Origin of the sequence: Natronosporangium hydrolyticum, from assembly GCF_016925615.1 — a bacterium.
Lineage (GTDB): Bacteria > Actinomycetota > Actinomycetes > Mycobacteriales > Micromonosporaceae > Natronosporangium > Natronosporangium hydrolyticum.
In genome coordinates, this window is record NZ_CP070499.1 from 2,049,814 (window position 1) to 2,069,052 (window position 19,239).

The window sequence follows — 19,239 nt, forward strand, 5'->3', positions numbered from 1 at the left end:
CTGATTCGGCCGCACCGAGCATTGGGTGCCCCTGATCACAGAAAACTGTGTGACAGGGGCGCCCTCCTCGGACCGAGTTGTCAGGGTGCGGGGCTAGAGTGTGCGCCGTGGCCGACCGACTCATTGTGCGCGGGGCGCGGGAACACAACCTGCGCGATGTCGACCTTGACCTGCCGAGGAACGCGTTGATCGTGTTCACCGGGCTCTCCGGGTCGGGTAAGTCCAGCCTTGCGTTCGACACGATCTTCGCGGAGGGGCAGCGACGGTATGTCGAGTCCCTCTCCTCTTATGCGCGACAGTTCCTCGGTCAGATGGACAAGCCCGACGTCGACTTCATCGAGGGTCTCTCGCCAGCGGTCTCGATCGACCAGAAGTCCACCTCCCGCAACCCGCGCTCGACGGTCGGCACGATCACCGAGGTCTACGACTACCTCCGGCTGCTCTACGCCCGGATCGGTGAGCCGCACTGCCCCAACTGCGGCCGGCCGATCAGCCGGCAGACGCCGCAGCAGATCGTCGACCGGGTGCTGGCGATGACCGAAGGCACCCGGTTCCAGGTGCTGGCGCCGGTGGTGCGGGGCCGCAAGGGCGAATATGCCGACCTCTTCGCCGAACTCCAGTCGAAGGGCTACGCCCGGGTCCGGGTCGACGGGGTGGTGCATCAGCTGACCGAGCCACCGAAGCTCAAGAAGCAAGAGAAGCACACCATCGAGGTGGTGGTGGACCGGCTCACGGTGAAGGCGAGCGCCAAGCGCCGGTTGACCGACTCGATCGAGACCGCGCTGCGCCTGGCGGGCGGTCTGGTGGTGCTCGACTTCGTCGATCTTGACGAGGACGACGAGCAGCGGGAGCGGACCTTCTCGGAGCACCTGGCGTGCGGTTACTGCGACCTGAGCTTCGAGGCGCTGGAGCCGCGTTCCTTCTCGTTCAACGCGCCGTATGGCGCCTGCCCGGAGTGCACCGGTCTGGGCACCAAGAAAGAGGTCGATCCGGAGCTGGTGGTGCCGGACCCGGAGCGCACACTGCGCGAGGGTGCGCTGCAACCATGGGCTGGCGGTCACACCCTCGACTACTTCCTCCGGCTACTGGAGGCGCTCGGTAAGCAGGAGGGGTTCGACCTCGACACCCCGTGGCGGGCGATCAGCTCCCGGGCGCAGAAGACCATCCTGCATGGCGCCCAGGATCAGATCCACGTCCGCTACCGAAACCGCTACGGCCGGACCCGCTCGTATTACACCGGGTTCGAAGGGGTGGTGCAGTGGCTGGAACGCCGGCACGCCGACACCGACTCGGAGTGGTCGCGCGACCGGTATGAGGGCTACATGCGGGAGGTCCCGTGCAAGGTGTGCGCGGGGGCCCGGCTCAAGCCCGAGGTGCTGGCGGTCACCGTGCACGGCCGTAACATCGCCGAGATGTGCGCGCTCTCGGTCGGGGAGTGCGCCGAGTTGGTCGCCGGCATGACGCTGACCGACCGGGAGCGGCTGATCGCCGAGCGGGTGCTGAAGGAGATCAACGCCCGGCTGCGGTTCCTGGTCGATGTCGGGCTGGATTACCTGTCGCTGGACCGGGCGGCCGCCACCCTCTCCGGCGGTGAGGCACAGCGGATCCGGCTCGCCACCCAGATCGGCTCCGGTCTGGTCGGCGTGCTGTATGTGCTGGACGAGCCGTCGATCGGGCTGCATCAGCGAGACAACCACCGGCTGATCGAGACCCTGGTGCGGCTACGTAACCTCGGCAACACGCTGATCGTGGTGGAGCATGACGAGGACACCATCCGCACCGCCGACTGGATCGTCGACATCGGGCCCGGCGCCGGTGAGCACGGCGGTCGGATCGTGCACAGCGGCCCGTACGATCGGCTGCTGACGGCGGAGGAGTCGGTAACCGGCGCCTATCTGGCCGGTCAGAAGTCGATCCCGGTGCCGACGCAGCGCCGGCCGGTGACGGCGGGTCGGGAGCTGGTGGTGCACGGTGCCCGCGCCAACAACCTGCGCAACCTGACCGTCAGCTTCCCCCTCGGGCAGTTGATCGCGATCACCGGGGTGAGCGGTTCCGGCAAGTCGACGCTGGTCAACGACATCCTGTACGCGGTGTTGGCGAACCGGATCAACGGCGCCCGGCTGGTGCCGGGGCGGCATACCCGGGTCAGCGGCATCGACCAGGTCGACAAGGTGGTCGGGGTGGACCAGTCGCCGATCGGGCGGACGCCGCGATCCAACCCCGCCACCTACACCGGCGTCTTCGACCACATCCGGAAGCTGTTCGCCGGCACCACCGAGGCGAAGGTCCGTGGGTATGGTCCGGGCAGGTTCTCGTTCAACGTCAAGGGCGGGCGGTGCGAGAATTGCGCCGGCGACGGGACGATCAAGATCGAGATGAACTTCTTGCCCGACGTCTACGTCCCCTGCGAGGTGTGTCAGGGCGCGCGGTATAACCGCGAGACCCTGGAGGTCCACTACAAAGGCCGCACCATCGCCGAGGTGCTGGACATGCCGATCGAGGAGGCCGAGCAGTTCTTCTCCGCGATCCCGGCGATCCATCGACACCTGAAGACGCTGGTCGATGTCGGGCTGGGCTATGTCCGGCTCGGGCAGAGCGCGCCAACGCTGTCGGGGGGCGAGGCGCAGCGGGTGAAGCTCGCCTCCGAGCTGCAGCGCCGCTCCACCGGCCGGACCGTCTATGTGCTCGACGAGCCCACCACCGGGCTGCACTTCGACGACATCCGCAAGCTGCTGCGGGTGCTGGAGGGGCTGGTCGAGAAGGGCAACACGGTGATCGTCATCGAGCATAACCTCGATGTGATCAAGACGGCTGACTGGTTGATCGACCTGGGTCCGGACGGCGGCAGCAAGGGTGGCCGGGTGGTGGCGGTCGGCACCCCGGAGGAGGTGGCCGAGACGGCGGTGAGCTTCACCGGCCAGTTCCTGCGTCCGGTGCTCGGGCTGCCCGAGGCGGCGGTGATGGCGTCGACCGAGGCGGCGGCCCGGGCGGCGCAGGCTAACGGCGCGGACGCTGCGGGTGCGACTGGTCGGGCCGGCTCCGCTGCGAAGGCCGCACCGGCCAAGCGGGCTGGGCAGGCCACGAAAGTCACGAAGGCTACGAAGGCTACGAAGGTTGGCAAGTCTGCTAAGGCCGCTGCGAAGCCTGTGAACGGCAGCGACTCGGACCAGTCGGCTAAACCAGCTAAGGCACCCAAAGCGGCCAAATCGGCCAGATCCTCGAGGGCTGCGGCGTCCGGTCGTCAATGACCGGCCCGGGTTGAGTCAAGATCGGTCGAGGTTGAACCAGCCTGCCGCCGGACCCGTATGTCCTGGCATGGCTAACCTAGCCAAAGCTCACAAACAGTACAGAGAGGTCTGCCCATGAGTGACGAACGGTTGGCGAGCGAAGCATCGGGTACGAGCAGCCGGCGTGCGGTGCTGGCGGGAGCCGGCGCATTGGGCGCCACCGCGGTGCTCGCCGCCTGCGGCACTGAGCCCGACGACGACCGCGATCCGTTCGAGCCAGCGCCGCCAGCGGACGACCCGGGCGCACCCGAGGGCAGCAACGGGGACACCGAGGAGGACACCGGCGGCAGCGGCGGCGAAGTGCTCGCGAGCGCCGAAGAGGTCGAGGTCGGCGGTGGGCTGATCGTCGCGGACCAGAACGTGGTGGTCACCCAGCCGAGCGAGGGCGAGTTCCGCTGCTTCAGCGCTGTCTGCACCCATCAGGGGTGCCTGGTCAGCGACGTTGAGGACGGCACGATCAACTGCAACTGCCACTTCAGCCGCTTCTCGATCGAGGACGGCTCGGTGGTCGAGGCGGCCGAGGGTGGTGACCCGGCGGGTCAGGACCCGCTACCCGAGGTCGAGATCGAGGTCGACGGGTCGGAGATCCGGCTCGTCTGACCCCGCCCTAACCGCCGATCATGAGCTGGTTGCCCCGACACGCTGGCGTGTCGGGGCAACCAGCTCATGATCGGTCCGTCTCAGAGTGCGGTGGGAGCGGTCCCACCGAGCGGGCAGAGGCTAGCGTAAGCGTCGCCGTCGATGCCAGGATCTGCCTATGCAGACGGGTACGAATATCGACCAGCGTCGCCGGCGCGGACTCCAGCTGGCGGCGCTGCTGGTCGTGGTGGCGGCCGTCGTGGTCGCGGTCGGGCTACGCCTGGTGGGGCCAGCGGAGGACCAACCGGCCGCGCCGGTCGCGGGCGGCGACGACCGACCCCTGCCTGAGCAGCTCGCGGACGAGGTGGTGACCCTGTTGGAGGGGGCCAGCCTCGCCGAGCATGCCGCTCATGGCCACCACTTCGACGAAGATGCACACGGCATCGTGTGCGCCGCCGACACCCTCGGCTTCGAACCCACCACCGCCAGCACGGTCGACGAGGTGGAGACCATCTACGCCCACCACATGTGCGCCGAGTACGGCCCGGGCCTGTACTGGCCCGATGCGTTGCGCGCTTCCGGGCCGTTGGTGGTGGAGCTGGACACCGCACCGGCCTCGATCATGCTGCCGGAGCAGGCGTTGGTGGGGGAGGAAGGGGTCACCCACGCCGACCGGGTGCGTTCGATCCTCCCGGAGGAGTACCACGAGCAGGTGATCGCCGCCGACGGGTTCGACCCGGACGTCGCCGAGGTCCTCCGCGACCGCTTCGAGTCAATCAGCTGAGCGACGATTCAACCGCTTGAGCACATGGCCGGCGTGATCTTGGGCGGCATCCACACAGTCGGAGTTGTGGATCCAGCTATGGTCGCGGTCATCGGCGTCCACTTCGGCTTGCGGGCGCTGCTACCCTAATTGGTCGGGTAGCGAGCTGCCGATGATCACGATTGCTGAGGGGGGAACTTGCCACCGGAGCACCTTGAAGCCGACGTCGACGTCGTTCACTCGGCCGCCAAAGAGACTGACGCGATGTCGGGGAGCTGGCAGCAGTGGGGAACCCACGTCCAGCTCTGCTTCGCCGACACGTCGAGAGCGGTGCGCAATAGCCGCCTTGGTGTGGCGGTCACCAATTACACCGCCGAGGTCAATCCGATTGCCCAGCGGATGGCTGGCCGGGTAGCCACCCTTGGCGGTGCTACGGCCGACGCCGCGATCACGGTCAACAGTGCGGACCAGGATGCCGAGGCGGTGCTGGTCGCTCAACATGGGGCCGCCGCCGGGCAGAGCACTGTGCTCAATCGCCCGGTGAACTTCTAGGACTTGTGATGGTGAATACACCGACCGGCGCCGGTGGGGGCGGCACCGACGTCGCGATCGAGCCGTTCGATCGACACCCCTCCCTGCCCGGTGAGTTGGAGGCGATCGCCCTGCGGCTCGAAGGCTTGGCGGGCCGGACAGTAGACCTACGGATCGTTACTGACCGGCGGTTTCATCCGGCTGAGGTGAGCTGGGACGGGCTGGCGGCGGAGGAGTTGGCGGCGGCCCCGGCGGGAGTGCGCCAGGACGCCCTGGTGGCTGGTGATGCCACAGTCTGGCTGGCCGGGGTGGTCTGGTATTGGCGGCGCCAGGTGGAGGATTTCAACACCCAGGTGCGGCTGATTGATGATGAACGAACCGAGGCACAGGGCAATCGATTCGGGGTTCCGCTTGGTGAGGAGTTCGATCACGAGTTCGCCCTGGCCCGGACCGAACACGACCGGCGGGCGCGAGAACGGTGGTGGGACGCGCACCACATGTTCATCGATGAAGGTTCGCGGACCGCGGCGGCGATGCTGCGGGAAGGCCCGAGCGCGGCACATCTCGACCTGCTCACGGAGTCGGGCGTGTGGGGTTCACCCGCTGGAGCGGTCGAGGTGTTCTTGCCGCTGTGGCACGACCGGGCGATGAAGGAACTTGCTGGCGAGGTCGGCGAACTCACTCAACGGATCAATGATCCAGATCAGGAGGTCAGCCAGGCGGAGTTGGAGCGGTTGGAAGAGTTACTCTCCGCCCACGCCGAGGACGAGGCCTTCGCCTACTACCTAGCCACCGAGTTGGGACCCGCTGCGGCCCTGGAGCTCAACGGGAACCTCGCATTCCTGACCGTCGATCCCCCGGAGGCGGGCGACGGCGAACTCGCCGATCTGATCGGGTCGATCCAGGCTGGTCTGGGGACGGCACTGGCGACGGCGACCACACGGCGCGGCAGCGGCGGCGGGCCCGGCGAACCTTACATCCCGGGGCCTTACGAGGTAGACGAGGCGTGGCGAGCGGACCTGCTAATCGCGTTGGAGACCCAGTTCGACTTCGAAGGCGACAACCTGGCGGTTCCGGGGCCAGTCCCACTGTATGGGTACCAGTTGATCGGTCCGCTGTTGAATCATGGCGACTACGACGACAGCTTTCTTCGGCAGGTCGGTGCCGGCATGATCGACTTCGAAGTTCTGCACGGTGGCAGCGAGGTCTGGACCCGAGATCTTCCGGTGGGCGGGCAATGGGATGGCATGCGGCTCGACTGGACCGGGGGCGGCGGACCCACTCAACCGGCCGGGTTCGACCCGATGATCGGGCTGATGACGGCGTTGGAGACCAGCCCCACCGCCGCTCTTGAGATCCTGACCAGTCAGCGGACCTGGGGTGATGTCCCCGACAATGTGGCTGACCCGATCAGCGGCCATCGGTTGTCGCGGGTCCAGTATTTGCTGACTGAGCGAGACTGGCCCGTAGATGTCGTCAGTTCGCCAGAGGTTCGTGACTACTTTGTTGACCATCCGGAAGAACTGGTGACCGGTCTGCCGGCCTTCGGTAACGTCCTTGAGAACGCGGCCCGGGTGGAGGATCAGCGGGCAATCTGGCTGGTCGAGTCGATCGTCTATGAACTCAACGCCACCCCCGCCGCACGTTCTGGTCCTGACGAAGATCTGATGCACCCGGTGCTGCGTCAGTCGGTCGGCAACATCATGGCCGACTACATCTGGGACGTTAATCGCGCGGTCGACGTCGTGAACTCCAACATGTCTGGTGGGCTGGGGGCTCGGTTCGGCAGGGACGACATTTTTCGCCTGCTCGTCGACCTCGGCCGAGACGAGGGAGCACACGAAACGATTCGCGAAGCCCAGGCGGTGCACTCCGCGGTGGCGTATCAGCACTTTCTCTCCAGCGAGGACTACCCAGAGAAAGACCTGTCTGAGCGGATCATCGCCGCCCAACAGGTCGCCCGCAGGTACGGGTCGGTGATGGGTGCGCTTGACTACGGCGCCGGCCGCGAGGCTTGGTTCGAACAGGTCGAATCGGGTCAGGGGGACGGCTGGGGACGCGGGGCGGCGTTCGGGACCGCCGGAATTGTGGTGGAGCAGCTCGTGGACACCTCAGTGAAGGTGCCGGGCGTGGGCAGCGTCGCCGGTCAGTTCGCGAGTCTGATCCTGGAAGAAGCGAGCGAAGCGGTGGCGGCGGATCGTTCAGCCCTCGCCACCTACGAGCTCGCCGAATTTCTCAGCGACGGGCGTCAGTCCGCGGGAAACCTGGCCATGTCCGCGCTTTACCACAGCGGCGAGCTTCCCGACCTGCCGTCAGTCCTCGAAGAAGGTGGCGAACCCAAGCCGATGGATAGCTGGGGGGAAGACGAGGTTGAGGCCTGGCAATGGTATCTGGACAGGGAGGGGCAGAGTTCGGTGGTGCATCTGGCCGCGAGTGCCGCTACCAGTTATGACGAGGGTATAAGTCACGCCAATGTCGTCGTCAACGGGCTTTGGAGTTGATGTGGTGGCCGAGCGGTGGCGCCGGCATCGTTGGCTCGGCGTGGGTTTGATTGCGGGGCTGGTGGCGGGGTTGCTCTCGGCCTGTTCGGGTGATGGCCCTTCGTCGGATGCTGCGGCGTCGGCGTCGCCGTCGGCATCGCCGTGGGGTCCTGAGTTGAGTTATGAGCAGGCTGTCGAGCAGATCCCTACCGCTGGGGCGGTCGAGCTGCCGTTGGTGTGGCGGCTGCCTGAGGTCGACGATGCGAATCTCGCTGATGCGCTGCGGGTGTCGCGGTTGACGATGGCGTTGGGGCATTATCGCGCCTCGATGTTTGATCCGACCGAGTATTCCCACCTCTATCGTTACGTGATGACCGAGCGGATGGTGGATGTCCAGTTTCCGGATGGTCCTCACACCGGCCTTCGGAACGATCCCCCGCGCAGCGGGCCGGTGTGGATTTGGGTGCTGGAGGTGGTCGGGGTGTCGCAGTTGCAGGCGCGGGTGTCGTACTGTGTCGATTACGGGTGGAGTGGCCGGCCGGGTGTGGACACTCTGCCGCGGGTTTCTCGGGCCGGGTTGGAATCGCACGATTTGGTTTGGGAAGCGGGGGCGGACGGGGAGTTTCGGTGGGTGGTGGACGGGATTTGGAATCAGGATTCGGCGCTGGGTCCTGAGTACCGTGATGAGTGCGACGCTTGGGCGAGCCACACTCCGGATGACCTTGACTAGACGCGCATCATTGGCCTGCTGTCGACCTCGGCCGAGCGAGGCAGCGTGAAGGTGCCGGTGTTGGTAGCTTGCTGGTCAGGTGTCGAGTCTGATCTTGGATGCGGCGAGCGGAGTAGGGTTCGGTGGTGCATCTGGCCGCGGGTGCCGCTACCAGTTATGAGAAGGGTAGGAATTGGGCCAATGTCGTCGTCAAAGGGCTTGGGGGTTGTTGTGGTGGCCGAGCGGTGGCGCCGGCGTCGTTGGCTCGGCGTGAGCTTGATTGCGGGGCTGGTGGCGGGGTTGCTCTCGGCCTGTTCGGGTGATGGTCCTGCGTCGGATGCTGCGGCGTCGCCGTCGGCATCGTCGTGGGGTCCTGAGCTGAGTTATGAGGAGGCTTTCGAGCAGATCCCTACCGAAGGGGCGGTCGAGCTGCCGTTGGTGTGGCGGCTGCCTGAGGTCGACGATGCGAATCTCGCTGATGCGCTGCGGGTGTCGCGGTTGACGATGGCGTTGGACCATTATCGCGCCTCGATGTTTGATCCGACCGAGTATTCCCACCTCTATCGTTACGTGATGACCGAGCGGATGGTGGATGTCCGGTTTCCGGATGGTCCTCACACCGGCCTTCGGAACGATCCCCCGCGCAGCGGGCCGGTGTGGATTTGGGTGCTGGAGGTGGTCGGGGTGTCGCAGTTGCAGGCGCAGGTGTCGTACTGTGTCGATTACGGGTGGAGTGGCCGGCCGGGTGTGGACACTCTGCCGCGGGTTTCTCGGGCCGGGTTGGAATCACACGAGTTGGTTAGGGAAGAGGCAGCGGACGGAGAGTTTCGGTGGCTGGTGGGGTGGATCCGGCATCAGGATGCGGCGCTGGGTCCTGAGTACCGTGATGAGTGCGACGCTTGGGCGAACCACACTCCGGATGACCTTGACTAAAGGATTCAATTGGGTATGCGCCCGCAGATTTGGGCCTGCAACCCTGTCCGAGGTCGCGGGTAATCGCCGGTCAGTTCGCGAGTCTGATCCTGGAAGAGGCGAATTCTTCAGCGACGGGCGTCAGTCCGTGGGAAACCTGGCCATGTCCGCGCTTTACCACAGCGGCGAGCTTCCCGACCTGCCGTCAGTCCTCGAAGAAGGTGGCGAACCCAAGCCGATGGATAGCTGGGAAGAGCGCGAGATCTCGGCCTGGCAACGGTATCTGGACGAGGAGGGGCAGAGTTCGGTGGTGCATCTGGCCGCGAGTGCCGCTACCAGTTATGACGAGGGTATAAGTCAGGCCAATGTCGTCGTCAACGGGCTTTGGAGTTGATGTGGTAGCCGAGTGTCGTCGTCGTTGTTGGCTCGGTGTGGGTTTGGTAGCGGGGCTGGTGGCGGGGTTGCTCTCGGCCTGTTCGGGTGATGGCCCTTCGTCTGATGCTGCGGCGTCGCCGTCGCCGTCGCCGTCGGCATCGCCGTGGGGTCCTGAATTGAGTCATGAGCAGGCTTTCGAGCAGATCCCTACCGAAGGGGCGGCCGAGAAGCCGTTGGTGTGGCGGCTGCCTGAGGTCGACGATGCGAATCTCGCTGATGCGCTGCGGGTGTCGCGGTTGACGATGGCGTTGGACCATTATCGCGCCTCGATGTTTGATCCGACCGAGTATTCCCACCTCTATCGTTACGTGATGACCGAGCGGATGGTGGATGTCCAGTTTCCGGATGGTCCTCACACCGGCCTTCGGAACGATCCCCCGAACAGCGGACCGGTGTGGATTTGGGTGCTGGAGGTGGTCGGGGTGTCGCAGTTGCAGGCGCGGGTGTCGTACTGTGTCGATTACGGGTGGAGTGGCCGGCCGGGTGTGGACACTCTGCCGCGGGTTTCTCGGGCCGGGTTGGAATCGCACGATTTGGTTTGGGAAGCGGGGGCGGACGGGGAGTTTCGGTGGGTGGTGGACGGGATTTGGAATCAGGATTCGGCGCTGGGTCCTGAGTACCGTGATGAGTGCGACGCTTGGGCGAGCCACACTCCGGATGATCTTGACTAGAAGATTCAGCTGGGTATGCGCCCGCAGGTTTGGGCCTGCAACCCTGTCCGAGGTCGCGGGTAATGTTGAGGCTCGTGGCAGACCCGACGACGTACCGGCCGGCGCCGGGGAGCATCCCCGACGCCCCGGGGGTGTATCGGTTCCGGGATGAGTCCGGCCGGGTGATCTATGTCGGCAAGGCGAAGAGCCTGCGCAGCCGGGTCAACTCCTACTTCGCCGATCTGTGGTCGCTGCATCCGCGGACCCAGCAGCTGGTGACCACCGCCGCCGCGGTGGACTGGGTGACGGTGCGCACCGAGGTGGAGGCGCTGCAGCTGGAGTACGCCTGGATCAAGGAGTACGACCCGCGGTTCAATGTGAAGTACCGCGACGACAAGTCGTACCCGTACCTGGCGGTAACTCTCAACGAGGAGTATCCGCGGCTGCAGGTGATGCGCGGCGCGAAGCGCAAAGGGGTCCGCTATTTCGGGCCATATTCGCACGCCTGGGCGATTCGGGAGACGCTGGACCTGCTGCTGCGGGTCTTCCCGGCCCGCACCTGCTCGGCCGGGGTGTTCAAACGTGCCGCCCAGATCGGCCGGCCGTGCCTGCTGGGCGATATCGGCAAGTGTGCCGCGCCGTGTGTGGGCCGGGTGGACGCGGCCGAGCACCGGCAGATCGTCGACGATTTCTGCGACTTCATGGCCGGCCGGGCCGATCCGTTGGTCCGGCGGCTGGAGCGGGAGATGCAGGCGGCGTCCGAGGCGCTGGAGTTCGAACGGGCCGCCCGGCTGCGCGACGACCTGGCGGCGGTCCGGCGGGCGCTGGAGAAACAGGCCGTGGTGCTGCCCGACGGCACCGACGCGGACGTGTTGGCCTTCGCCGATGACGAGCTGGAGGCGGCGGTTCAGCTGTTCCATGTGCGCGGGGGTCGGGTGCGTGGGCAGCGGGGCTGGGTGGTCGAGAAGACCGAACCGCTCTCCACAGGGGATCTGGTGCACCATTTCTGTCGGCAGATCTACGGCGAGGCCACCGAGGTGCCGCGGGAGTTGCTGGTGCCGGAGTTGCCCGCCGACGCCGACGCGCTCACCGACTGGCTGGCCGAGCGGCGCGGCGCCCGGGTGCGGCTGCGGACGCCGCAGCGCGGCGACAAGCGGGCGTTGCTGGAGACGGTCGCCCGCAACGCCGCTGAGTCGTTGACCCATCACAAGCTGCGCCGGGCCGGTGACCTGACCGCTCGCAGCCGGGCGTTGGACGAGATCGCCGAGGCGTTGGGGTTGGCCACCGGTCCGTTGCGGATCGAGTGTTACGACGTTTCCCAGATCCAGGGCACCGATGTGGTCGCCAGCATGGTGGTTTTCGAGGACGGGTTGCCGCGGAAGTCCGAGTACCGCCGGTTCATGGTCCGGGGTGAGGACAAAGATGATGTGGCGGCGCTCTCGGAGGTGCTGCGACGGCGGTTCAGCCGATATCTGGCCGCTGCCGTGGGCGCTGGCAATGCGGATGGGGACGACGCCGGCCGGGTGCAGTTGGAGATTCTCACCGGCAACGGCGACCCGGCGGAGGAGACCGCGGAGGCGGGTGGCGAGCGGCCCGGGTTGGACCCGGAGACCGGCCGACCCCGCAAGTTCGCGTACCCGCCGCAGCTGGTGGTGGTCGACGGCGGCGAGCCGCAGGCGAATGCGGCGGCGGCGGTGCTGGCGGAGTTGGGGATCACCGAGGTGGCGGTGTGCGGGCTGGCGAAGCGGCTGGAGGAGGTGTGGCTGCCGGGTCAGGAGTGGCCGGTGATCCTGCCGCGCCAGTCGGAGGGTCTCTACCTGCTGCAGCGGATCCGGGACGAGGCGCACCGGTTCGCTATCGCGTTCCACCGGCAGCGCCGGTCCAAGCGGATGACCAGTTCGGCGCTGGATTCGGTGCCCGGCCTGGGGGAGGTGCGGCGCAAGGCGCTGCTGCGGGAGTTCGGTTCGGTGAAGAAGCTCGCCGCCGCGAGCGCGGAAGAGATCGCCCAGGTGCCAGGGGTCGGCCCGCGGACGGCGGCGGCGATCGTGGCCGCGCTGAACCCACCTGGATAGGCTTCGCTCATGATCAAAGTACGGCGGGCGGTGCCGGCGGACGCCCCGGAGCTGGTCCGGCTGCGCACCATCATGCTTTCGGAGATGGCCGGCGAGCCGGTGCCGCCGGGGGAGTGGGCGGCACCCGCCGAGCAGATGTTGCGGGAGCGGTTGGCGGAGCCGGCCGGGACGGCCCGGCTCGCCGCGTTCGTGGTCGATCCGCCCGACGGGGCCCCGGGGCTGGCCTCCTGCGCGATCGGGACGATCGAGCGGCGGCTGGGCGGTCCGGAGAATCCGACCGGCGAGTTCGGCTATCTGTTCAACGTCGCCACCGACCCGGCGTACCGGCGGCGTGGCTTCTCCCGCGCCGGTACGGAGGCGGTGCTGGCCTGGTTCCGGGAGCGCGGGGTGGTCCGGGCGGATCTGAAGGCGACCCCGATCGGGGAGCCGCTCTACCGGTCGCTCGGCTTCGTCGACTCGTCGGCGCCATCCCTGAAGCTGGTGCTGCCCGACTGACCGGCTCCTGCCAGATCTTGTGCGGTTCTTGTCGTAGTCGCGACGCGACAAGAACCGCACAAGATTCGAACGGTCAGGGGCGCCAGCCGGCGGCGACCAGTGCCTGACGGATCACATCGGCCACCTCTGCTGGCCGATGGCGCAGCTGGTAGCTGGTGAAGCGCAGAATCCGCTCGCCCTGGACCCAGATCGCGTTTTGTCGGCGAAGGTCGGCTTCCCACTGGGCAACATCGGTGTGGTGGGCGCCGTCGACCTCCACCACTAACCGAAACTGTGGCCAGTAGGCGTCGAGGTAGCGAAGTCGGCCAGCGCTGTCGTGGCGCTGGTGTTGCCGCTCTGGCCGAGGTAATCCGAACCGGCGGCATAGCCGATCCAGGTCGATCTCAGCCAGGCTGTGGGCGCCCCCGGCGGCGTCCTCCGCGGTCCGCCGGACCAACGCGCGCCGCCGGACGGTGGGCATCCGCTCCAGCACTGAGTTGATCTCGCTCGGGAGTAGCAGGCGTTGCTGGCAGGCCGCGGCCACAGTCATCCGGGCCTCGTCCTCGGTGAGTGCCCACTGCGCCGCGTCGACCACCGATCGTGGTAACGCGGTGCGTTCTGGCCGGCCGCGTTGCCGGTCCTGCTCAGGCAATGCGGTGGTGCGGTGCACCTTGACTGCGGGTAGCTCGGCGGGGAGCCGCCGCAACAGGTCTGGGGCTCGCCGGCCAGCCGGTATCAGCACGTCGATCACTTCCCGCCGGCGGCGCCAGCGAGCGCGCAGCCCGCCAGCTTCCGCAGCGGCGAGGCCGGCCAGCAGCGCGCCGGAACCGGCGGCGAGGACCGCTGCCGAGTGATGTTGGGGTGGCCCGAGCGGCCCGGTGAAGGTGATCAGCAGGCCACGGCTGAGCCGCCGCCATCGGCGGCTGGCCAGCAGGTGCCGGACCTTGCTCGGGCTGAGGTGGCTGGTCGCCTGGTGCCAGGTCACCACTCCGGCTTGCTCGAAGGTGAGCCACTCGAAGGGATCGGCGTTGTACGCGGGTAGCTGCACGGTCGCATGGTGTCGTACTCCCGCAAGGTTGTGCGGTTGTTGTCGTAGCTGCGACTCTTCAGTCCCATGACATCTGTCGCAGTTTGTGTCCCGATACATGTGTCACCCTGTTCCTGCCGGGCAGCCGGGATGTGCTGCTGGGCATGGCTACTCGGCAGCACATCATGAAGCTGTTGGATGCACAACTCGCCGCGGGCGTGAGGGTCAGCGCGGCCCAGTTCGCACGAGAGCATGGAGTGTCGGCCCGTACGGTCTACCGGCATCGCGCGCGTATCCAGGCCGAGGGAGTCTGGCAGGAGCGGTCACGGCGGCCGCATCACAGTCCCACCACCACCCCCGAAGACCTGGACGCGTGGATCGTCAAGCTCCGAGCCGATCTTGGGGTGGACAACGGAGCGGACTTCATCCGCGACGCGCTGATAAGCATCCACGCCCGAACCAGCCCCACCTGGCAGGTGCCGTCCCGATCAACCATCAACCGGGTGCTCTCCCGGCACGACCTGCTGGTACGCAACCCGGCCAAACGACCGCGTAGCTCCTACCGGCGCTTCAGCTACGCCCGGCCCCGTGACTGCTACCAGATCGATGCCACCGAGACGAAGTTGGCCACCGGCGCCACAGCGGTGATATTCGATGTCCTCGACGACTGCACCCGCACCCTGGTGGCCTGCCACGCCGCGCCAGCCGAGACCAGCAAAGCCGCGGTCGCCGCGATCACCAAAGCCGTGGACGCCTACGGCGCCCCCGCAGTGGTGCTCTCCGACAACGGCGCCGCCTTCACCAGCCGCCTGACCCGCCCAGGCTCCCTGTCCGGCTTCGTCCGCACCCTGCTCAACTGGCGCATCAGGCCGATCAACTCCAGCCCCTACCATCCACAGACCTGCGGCAAAGTCGAGCGCCACCACCAGAGCCTCAAGAAGTGGCTACGCGCCCAGCCCGCACCGGCCACCATCACCGACCTCCAGCAACTGCTGGATCGCTACCGCACCCACTACAACCACCAGCGTCGCCACAGCGCCCTTCCCGGCCGGGCCACCCCCCAGCAGGCCTGGACCAGCGCAGCCAGCCTGGGCGGGCCCGACAGCCCACCCATCCAGACCGACGCCACCCTGCACCGCTGCACCGTCGCCGCCAACGGCAACATCCGAATCGGCCGCCACACCACCAGCGTCGGCATCGCCCGCGCCGGAGGCACCGTCACCGCCGTCCGCAACGGCGACCACGCCACCGTCTACAGCACCGACGGTCAACCCATCGGCTATGTCCACATCGACCCTGCCAAGAGATACGCCGCACTCACCAGAACCGAATGATCAGCTAACCATGACACATGTCCCGGGACATTAACTTGACACATGTCCCGGGACATGACAGTCGTAGCTGCGACAAGAACCGCACAAGATTGCGCCGGAGGTACGGCGGCGAGGGCGATCGTCGCGACTCCGAGTGAGTCGATCATAACCGATGGTAGTCTGGCGCATTGGGGGCAAATGCCAACTGGTCAGCGTGTGCGGGGAGGCGACCATGGCGAAGGCAGTCGGCATCGATCTCGGCACCACCAACTCGGTCATCGCCGCCGTGGAGGGCGGCCAGCCCGAGGTGGTGCCCAACGCGGAAGGCGCTCGGACCACCCCATCGGTGGTGGCCTTCACCGACCAGGGGGAACGGCTGGTGGGGCAGCTGGCCCGGCGGCAGGCGATCCTCAACCCCAAGGGCACGATCTACTCGGCCAAGCGCTTCATCGGCCGGCGCTTCGACGAGGTGGGCAGCGAACTGGAGGCGGTCTCGTTCGACGTGGTCGCCGGCCCTGACGGGGCGGTGCGGTTCGACGTCCGCGGCAAGCAGTACGCGCCGGAGGAGATCTCCGCCCAGGTGCTGCGGAAACTCGCCGACGACGCCGGGAAGTACCTAGGGGAGCGGGTCACCGAGGCGGTGATCACGGTGCCGGCGTACTTCAACGATGCCCAGCGGCAGGCGACCAAGGACGCTGGCCGAATCGCCGGCCTGGAGGTCCTGCGGATCATCAACGAGCCGACCGCCGCCGCCCTCGCCTACGGGCTGGACAAGAAGGGCCACGAGACGGTGCTCGTATTCGACCTGGGCGGCGGCACCTTCGACGTCAGTCTGCTGGACGTTGGTGACGGGGTGGTGGAGGTCCGTGCCACTGCGGGCGACACCCACCTCGGCGGCGACGACTTCGACCGGCGGCTGGTGGATTATCTGGCCGACGAGTTCCAGCGGGAGCAGGGTATCGACCTTCGGCGCGACCCGCAGGCGTTGCAGCGGCTCTTCGAGGCCGCCGAGAAGGCCAAGGTCGAGCTCTCCTCGGTCACCCAGACGACGGTCAACTTGCCCTTCATCACCGCCGACGCCAGCGGCCCGAAGCATCTCAATACCACCGTGATGCGCTCCACATTCGACCAGATCACCGGTGACCTGGTCGAGCGGACGCAGGGCCCGGTGCAGCGGGCGATGGCCGACGCGAAGGTCAGTGTGGACGACATCGACGAGGTGATCCTGGTCGGCGGGTCGACCCGGATTCCGGCGGTGCAGGCGCTGGTGCGCAGGCTGACCGGCGGCAAGGACCCGAACATGACCGTCAACCCGGATGAGGTGGTGGCGCTCGGCGCGGCGCTGCAGGCGGCGGTCATGAAGGGCGAGGTCCGCGATGTGCTGCTGCTCGACGTGACCCCGCTGTCGCTGGGGGTGGAGACGCTCGGTGGTGTGATGACCAAGGTGATCGAGCGCAACACCACCATCCCGGCGCGGCGGACCGAGACCTTCAGCACCGCCGAGGACAACCAACCGGCGGTGGATGTCGTGGTGTTGCAGGGGGAGCGGGAACGCGCCGCCGACAACCGGGTGTTGGGCCGGTTCCGGCTGGAGAGTATCCGTCCCGCACCGCGTGGCGAGCCGCAGATCGAGGTCACTTACGACATCGACGCCAATGGCATCCTCAACGTCTCGGCCCGGGATCAGCAGACCGGAGCCGAGCAGCGGATCACCATCAGCGAAAGCTCCAACCTGGACTCTACCGAGGTGGAGCGGATGGTGAGCGACGCCGAGACCCACCGCAGCGAGGACGCCCGGTTGCGGGAGCAGATCGATGCCCGCAACGAGCTTGACGCCGTCGCCTACCAGGTGGATCGCCGGCTGGGGGAGGTCGGTGAGGCCGCACCCAGCCACGAGCGGGCGCGGGCCGAGATGCTGGTGACCGATGCCCGGCAGGCGATCAAGGATGAGGCGCCGCTGGACCGGCTGCGGTCGCTGACCGGCGAGCTACAACAGGTCTACCACGGGCTCAGCGCAGCCGGCAGCGGGGCCGCGGCGGGCGGGGAGCCGGGTGCCCAGGCGGAGCCGGGTGCGGGCGACGACGATGTCATCGACGCCGACTTCACCCCCAGGTGATTCCGATGCCCGATACTTCGCCGGAGCCACGGGGTGATACGCCAGGGCCGGAGCCCGAACCGCCGCCGGAGCAGATGCCGGCAGTGGTCGAGCCGGAGCCCGACTCGGCGGCGCTCCGCCAGCGCATCACCGAACTGGAGGACCAGTCCCTGCGTACGATGGCCGACCTCGACAATCTCCGGAAGCGGCACGCCCGGGAGTTGACGTTGGCGCGGGAGGAAGAACGCGTCCAGGTGGCGAGTTCCTGGTTGCCGGTGCTGGACACGTTGGATCTGGCGTTGGCGCACGCCGAGGCCGACCCGGCCTCGATCGTCGCCGGGGTGGCGGCGGTGCGGGAGCAGGCGCTGCAGGTGCTCAACCAGCTGGGCTACCCCCGCCGCGACGATGAGGGGACGCAGTTCGACCCGGCCTGGCACGAAGCCGTCGCGGCGGTCCCCGACGACGACCGTCCCGCCGGCACGGTGGTGCAGGTGGTGCGCCCGGGCTACGGCGGCGCGGCCCGGCAGCTCCGGCCGGCCGCGGTGGTGGTGGCCCGGGAGGATGAGTAATGGCGGCCCGGGACTTCTACGAAGTGCTGGGGGTCCCGCGGGGCGCTGGGCAGGAGGAGATTCAGCGGGCCTACCGTCAGCTGGCGCGGACCCACCATCCGGATGTCAACGCCGACCCGGCGGCCGAGGACAGGTTCAAGGAGATCTCCGAGGCGTACGACGTGCTCTCCGATCCGGAGACCCGGCGCCGGTACGACGCGTTCGGCCCGCAGTTCCGGCAGGTGCCTGAGGGGGCCGACCCGGCGGACTTCGCCCGCGCCGGTTCCCGTACGAGGGCGGGCGCGGGCGCTGCCGGCTGGCCGAGTTCCGGCGGCGGGGCCGGCCCCGGAGCCGGTGTCGACGAAACCGAGCTCGCGGATCTGCTCAGTGAGCTGTTCGGCGGCCGGGCGCCGCGTGGGGGTGCCCGGGGGACCGGGCCGATCCCGGGGATGGGGCCGTTGCGCGGTGCGGACCAGGAGGCAGAGCTGCCGCTCTCAGTCGCGGACGCGTATCGGGGCGGCCGTCGGAGCGTGACCCTGCAGGGGCCGGGTGGGCCGCGAAGCTACGAGGTGACGGTGCCGGCCGGGGTGACCGACGGGCAACGGATCCGGCTGGCCGGCCAAGGCGGGCAGGGCAGCGACGGCGGTCCGCCGGGTGACCTGTTGCTGGTGGTCCGGTTGCGGCCCGATCCGCGGTACCGGGTCGACGGCCGGGATCTGCTGGTGGAGTTGCCGTTGGCGCCGTGGGAGGCGGCGTTGGGTGCCTCCGTGTCGCTGGAGACCCCCGGCGGGGAGGCGAAGGTGAAGGTGCCGCCGGGCACCTCCAGCGGCCGGCGGCTGCGGCTGCGTGGTCGGGGGCTGCCCAACCCGCGGGGGCCGGACGGCGATCTCTACGCCGAGGTCCGCATCGTGGTGCCGGAGCAGCTGACGGATCGGGAGCGGGAGCTGCTCCAACAGCTCGCCGCCAGCTCCACATTCGATCCTAGGGGGGAAACGTGAGCGACGACCAGACGGCTCACCGGCGGACCAGCGCCGACTCGCCGGGGCCGCAGTTCGCGCTGGTCCGCGTACCCCAGTCGTACCTCAGCGTGGAGGGCTTCGCGCGCCGCAGCGGCGTGCACCCTGAGCTGGTCTACCGGTTGGTGCGGTTGGGGTTGCTGGAAGCGCGGGCCGAGCCGACCGGCGACCTTTCGTTCGCCCCGGAGCAGCTGCGGACCCTGGCCCGGATCCAGCGGCTGCGCTGTGGGCTTGCTCTCAACTACGCCGCGGTCGGGCTGGTGATGGACTTGCTCGACCGGGTAGCCGAGTTGGAGGCGGCGGCGCGTCACCGACGTCGTGCCGCGCTCCACCGCTAGCTCCGGGAGG

Annotated in this window: 16 protein-coding genes and 1 pseudogene; 16 read left to right on the top strand and 1 reads right to left on the bottom strand. The window is 67.9% G+C overall.

Going from position 1 to position 19,239, the window contains the following annotated elements; translation table 11 throughout:
* Positions 1 to 107: 107 nt before the first annotated feature.
* The 11 genes and pseudogenes from uvrA to JQS43_RS09215 all read left to right on the top strand — a co-directional run.
* A pseudogene (gene uvrA / locus JQS43_RS09165) lies at positions 108 to 3,065 on the top strand (excinuclease ABC subunit UvrA); the annotation flags it as partial.
* Positions 3,066 to 3,362: 297 nt separating this feature from the next.
* On the top strand, positions 3,363 to 3,887 hold the full coding sequence (locus tag JQS43_RS09170; protein ID WP_239678633.1) for a Rieske (2Fe-2S) protein: 525 nt from the start codon (positions 3,363 to 3,365) through the stop codon (positions 3,885 to 3,887).
* A 157-nt stretch (positions 3,888 to 4,044) separates the two neighbouring features.
* On the top strand, positions 4,045 to 4,650 hold the full coding sequence (locus tag JQS43_RS09175; protein WP_239678634.1) for a hypothetical protein: 606 nt from the start codon (positions 4,045 to 4,047) through the stop codon (positions 4,648 to 4,650).
* Positions 4,651 to 4,827: 177 nt separating this feature from the next.
* Positions 4,828 to 5,181, top strand: a complete 354-nt coding sequence (locus JQS43_RS09180; RefSeq protein ID WP_239678635.1) for a hypothetical protein — start codon at positions 4,828 to 4,830, stop codon at positions 5,179 to 5,181.
* Positions 5,182 to 5,189: 8 nt separating this feature from the next.
* Positions 5,190 to 7,661: a DUF6571 family protein gene (locus tag JQS43_RS09185; RefSeq protein WP_239678636.1), complete on the top strand. Its 2,472-nt coding sequence runs from the start codon at positions 5,190 to 5,192 to the stop codon at positions 7,659 to 7,661.
* Between the two features lie 154 nt (positions 7,662 to 7,815).
* A complete protein-coding gene (locus tag JQS43_RS09190) occupies positions 7,816 to 8,370 on the top strand; it encodes a hypothetical protein (RefSeq protein WP_239678637.1) in 555 nt (184 codons plus the stop codon).
* 249 nt (positions 8,371 to 8,619) lie between these two features.
* Positions 8,620 to 9,282, top strand: a complete 663-nt coding sequence (locus tag JQS43_RS09195) for a hypothetical protein (RefSeq protein ID WP_239678638.1) — start codon at positions 8,620 to 8,622, stop codon at positions 9,280 to 9,282.
* A 142-nt stretch (positions 9,283 to 9,424) separates the two neighbouring features.
* Positions 9,425 to 9,655 (top strand): hypothetical protein, encoded by a 231-nt coding sequence (locus tag JQS43_RS09200; protein WP_239678639.1) that lies wholly within the window; start codon positions 9,425 to 9,427, stop codon positions 9,653 to 9,655.
* Positions 9,656 to 9,812: 157 nt separating this feature from the next.
* Positions 9,813 to 10,367 carry a hypothetical protein gene (locus JQS43_RS09205; protein ID WP_239678640.1) on the top strand — a complete coding sequence of 185 codons (555 nt, stop codon included), beginning with the start codon at positions 9,813 to 9,815 and terminating at the stop codon, positions 10,365 to 10,367.
* A 74-nt stretch (positions 10,368 to 10,441) separates the two neighbouring features.
* Positions 10,442 to 12,418, top strand: coding sequence for an excinuclease ABC subunit UvrC (gene uvrC, locus JQS43_RS09210; protein ID WP_239678641.1), 1,977 nt, complete (start codon positions 10,442 to 10,444; stop codon positions 12,416 to 12,418).
* 9 nt (positions 12,419 to 12,427) lie between these two features.
* Positions 12,428 to 12,913 carry a GNAT family N-acetyltransferase gene (locus JQS43_RS09215; protein ID WP_239678642.1) on the top strand — a complete coding sequence of 162 codons (486 nt, stop codon included), beginning with the start codon at positions 12,428 to 12,430 and terminating at the stop codon, positions 12,911 to 12,913.
* 73 nt (positions 12,914 to 12,986) lie between these two features.
* Here JQS43_RS09215 and JQS43_RS09220 read toward each other — a convergent pair whose 3' ends face one another.
* Positions 12,987 to 13,940, bottom strand: a complete 954-nt coding sequence (locus JQS43_RS09220) for an endonuclease domain-containing protein (protein ID WP_239678643.1) — start codon at positions 13,938 to 13,940, stop codon at positions 12,987 to 12,989.
* Positions 13,941 to 14,083: 143 nt separating this feature from the next.
* Here JQS43_RS09220 and JQS43_RS09225 point away from each other — a divergent pair, with 143 nt between their 5' ends.
* From JQS43_RS09225 to JQS43_RS09245, 5 genes are all read left to right on the top strand, one after another.
* Positions 14,084 to 15,253, top strand: a complete 1,170-nt coding sequence (locus JQS43_RS09225) for a DDE-type integrase/transposase/recombinase (protein ID WP_239678289.1) — start codon at positions 14,084 to 14,086, stop codon at positions 15,251 to 15,253.
* 211 nt (positions 15,254 to 15,464) lie between these two features.
* Positions 15,465 to 17,348, top strand: coding sequence for a molecular chaperone DnaK (gene dnaK, locus JQS43_RS09230; protein WP_239678644.1), 1,884 nt, complete (start codon positions 15,465 to 15,467; stop codon positions 17,346 to 17,348).
* A gap of 5 nt (positions 17,349 to 17,353) precedes the next feature.
* Positions 17,354 to 17,896 (top strand): nucleotide exchange factor GrpE, encoded by a 543-nt coding sequence (locus JQS43_RS09235; RefSeq protein ID WP_239678645.1) that lies wholly within the window; start codon positions 17,354 to 17,356, stop codon positions 17,894 to 17,896.
* Entirely contained in the window at positions 17,896 to 18,873 is a 978-nt protein-coding gene (locus JQS43_RS09240; protein WP_239678646.1) for a DnaJ C-terminal domain-containing protein, read from the top strand. The genes JQS43_RS09235 and JQS43_RS09240 overlap by 1 nt, the downstream gene beginning before the upstream one ends.
* On the top strand, positions 18,870 to 19,229 hold the full coding sequence (locus JQS43_RS09245; RefSeq protein ID WP_239678647.1) for a chaperone modulator CbpM: 360 nt from the start codon (positions 18,870 to 18,872) through the stop codon (positions 19,227 to 19,229). Before JQS43_RS09240 ends, JQS43_RS09245 begins: the two co-directional genes overlap by 4 nt.
* Positions 19,230 to 19,239: the final 10 nt, after the last annotated feature.

Bases quoted from the DNA above. Each gene is read 5' to 3' on its own strand.
- JQS43_RS09170 (WP_239678633.1), top strand. From the start codon at position 3,363: ATGAGTGACGAACGGTTGGCGAGCGAAGCATCGGGTACGAGCAGCCGG.
- JQS43_RS09175 (WP_239678634.1), top strand. From the start codon at position 4,045: ATGCAGACGGGTACGAATATCGACCAGCGTCGCCGGCGCGGACTCCAG.
- JQS43_RS09185 (WP_239678636.1), top strand. From the start codon at position 5,190: ATGGTGAATACACCGACCGGCGCCGGTGGGGGCGGCACCGACGTCGCG.
- JQS43_RS09200 (WP_239678639.1), top strand. From the start codon at position 9,425: ATGTCCGCGCTTTACCACAGCGGCGAGCTTCCCGACCTGCCGTCAGTC.
- JQS43_RS09215 (WP_239678642.1), top strand. From the start codon at position 12,428: ATGATCAAAGTACGGCGGGCGGTGCCGGCGGACGCCCCGGAGCTGGTC.
- JQS43_RS09225 (WP_239678289.1), top strand. From the start codon at position 14,084: ATGGCTACTCGGCAGCACATCATGAAGCTGTTGGATGCACAACTCGCC.
- dnaK (WP_239678644.1), top strand. From the start codon at position 15,465: ATGGCGAAGGCAGTCGGCATCGATCTCGGCACCACCAACTCGGTCATC.
- JQS43_RS09235 (WP_239678645.1), top strand. From the start codon at position 17,354: ATGCCCGATACTTCGCCGGAGCCACGGGGTGATACGCCAGGGCCGGAG.
- JQS43_RS09240 (WP_239678646.1), top strand. From the start codon at position 17,896: ATGGCGGCCCGGGACTTCTACGAAGTGCTGGGGGTCCCGCGGGGCGCT.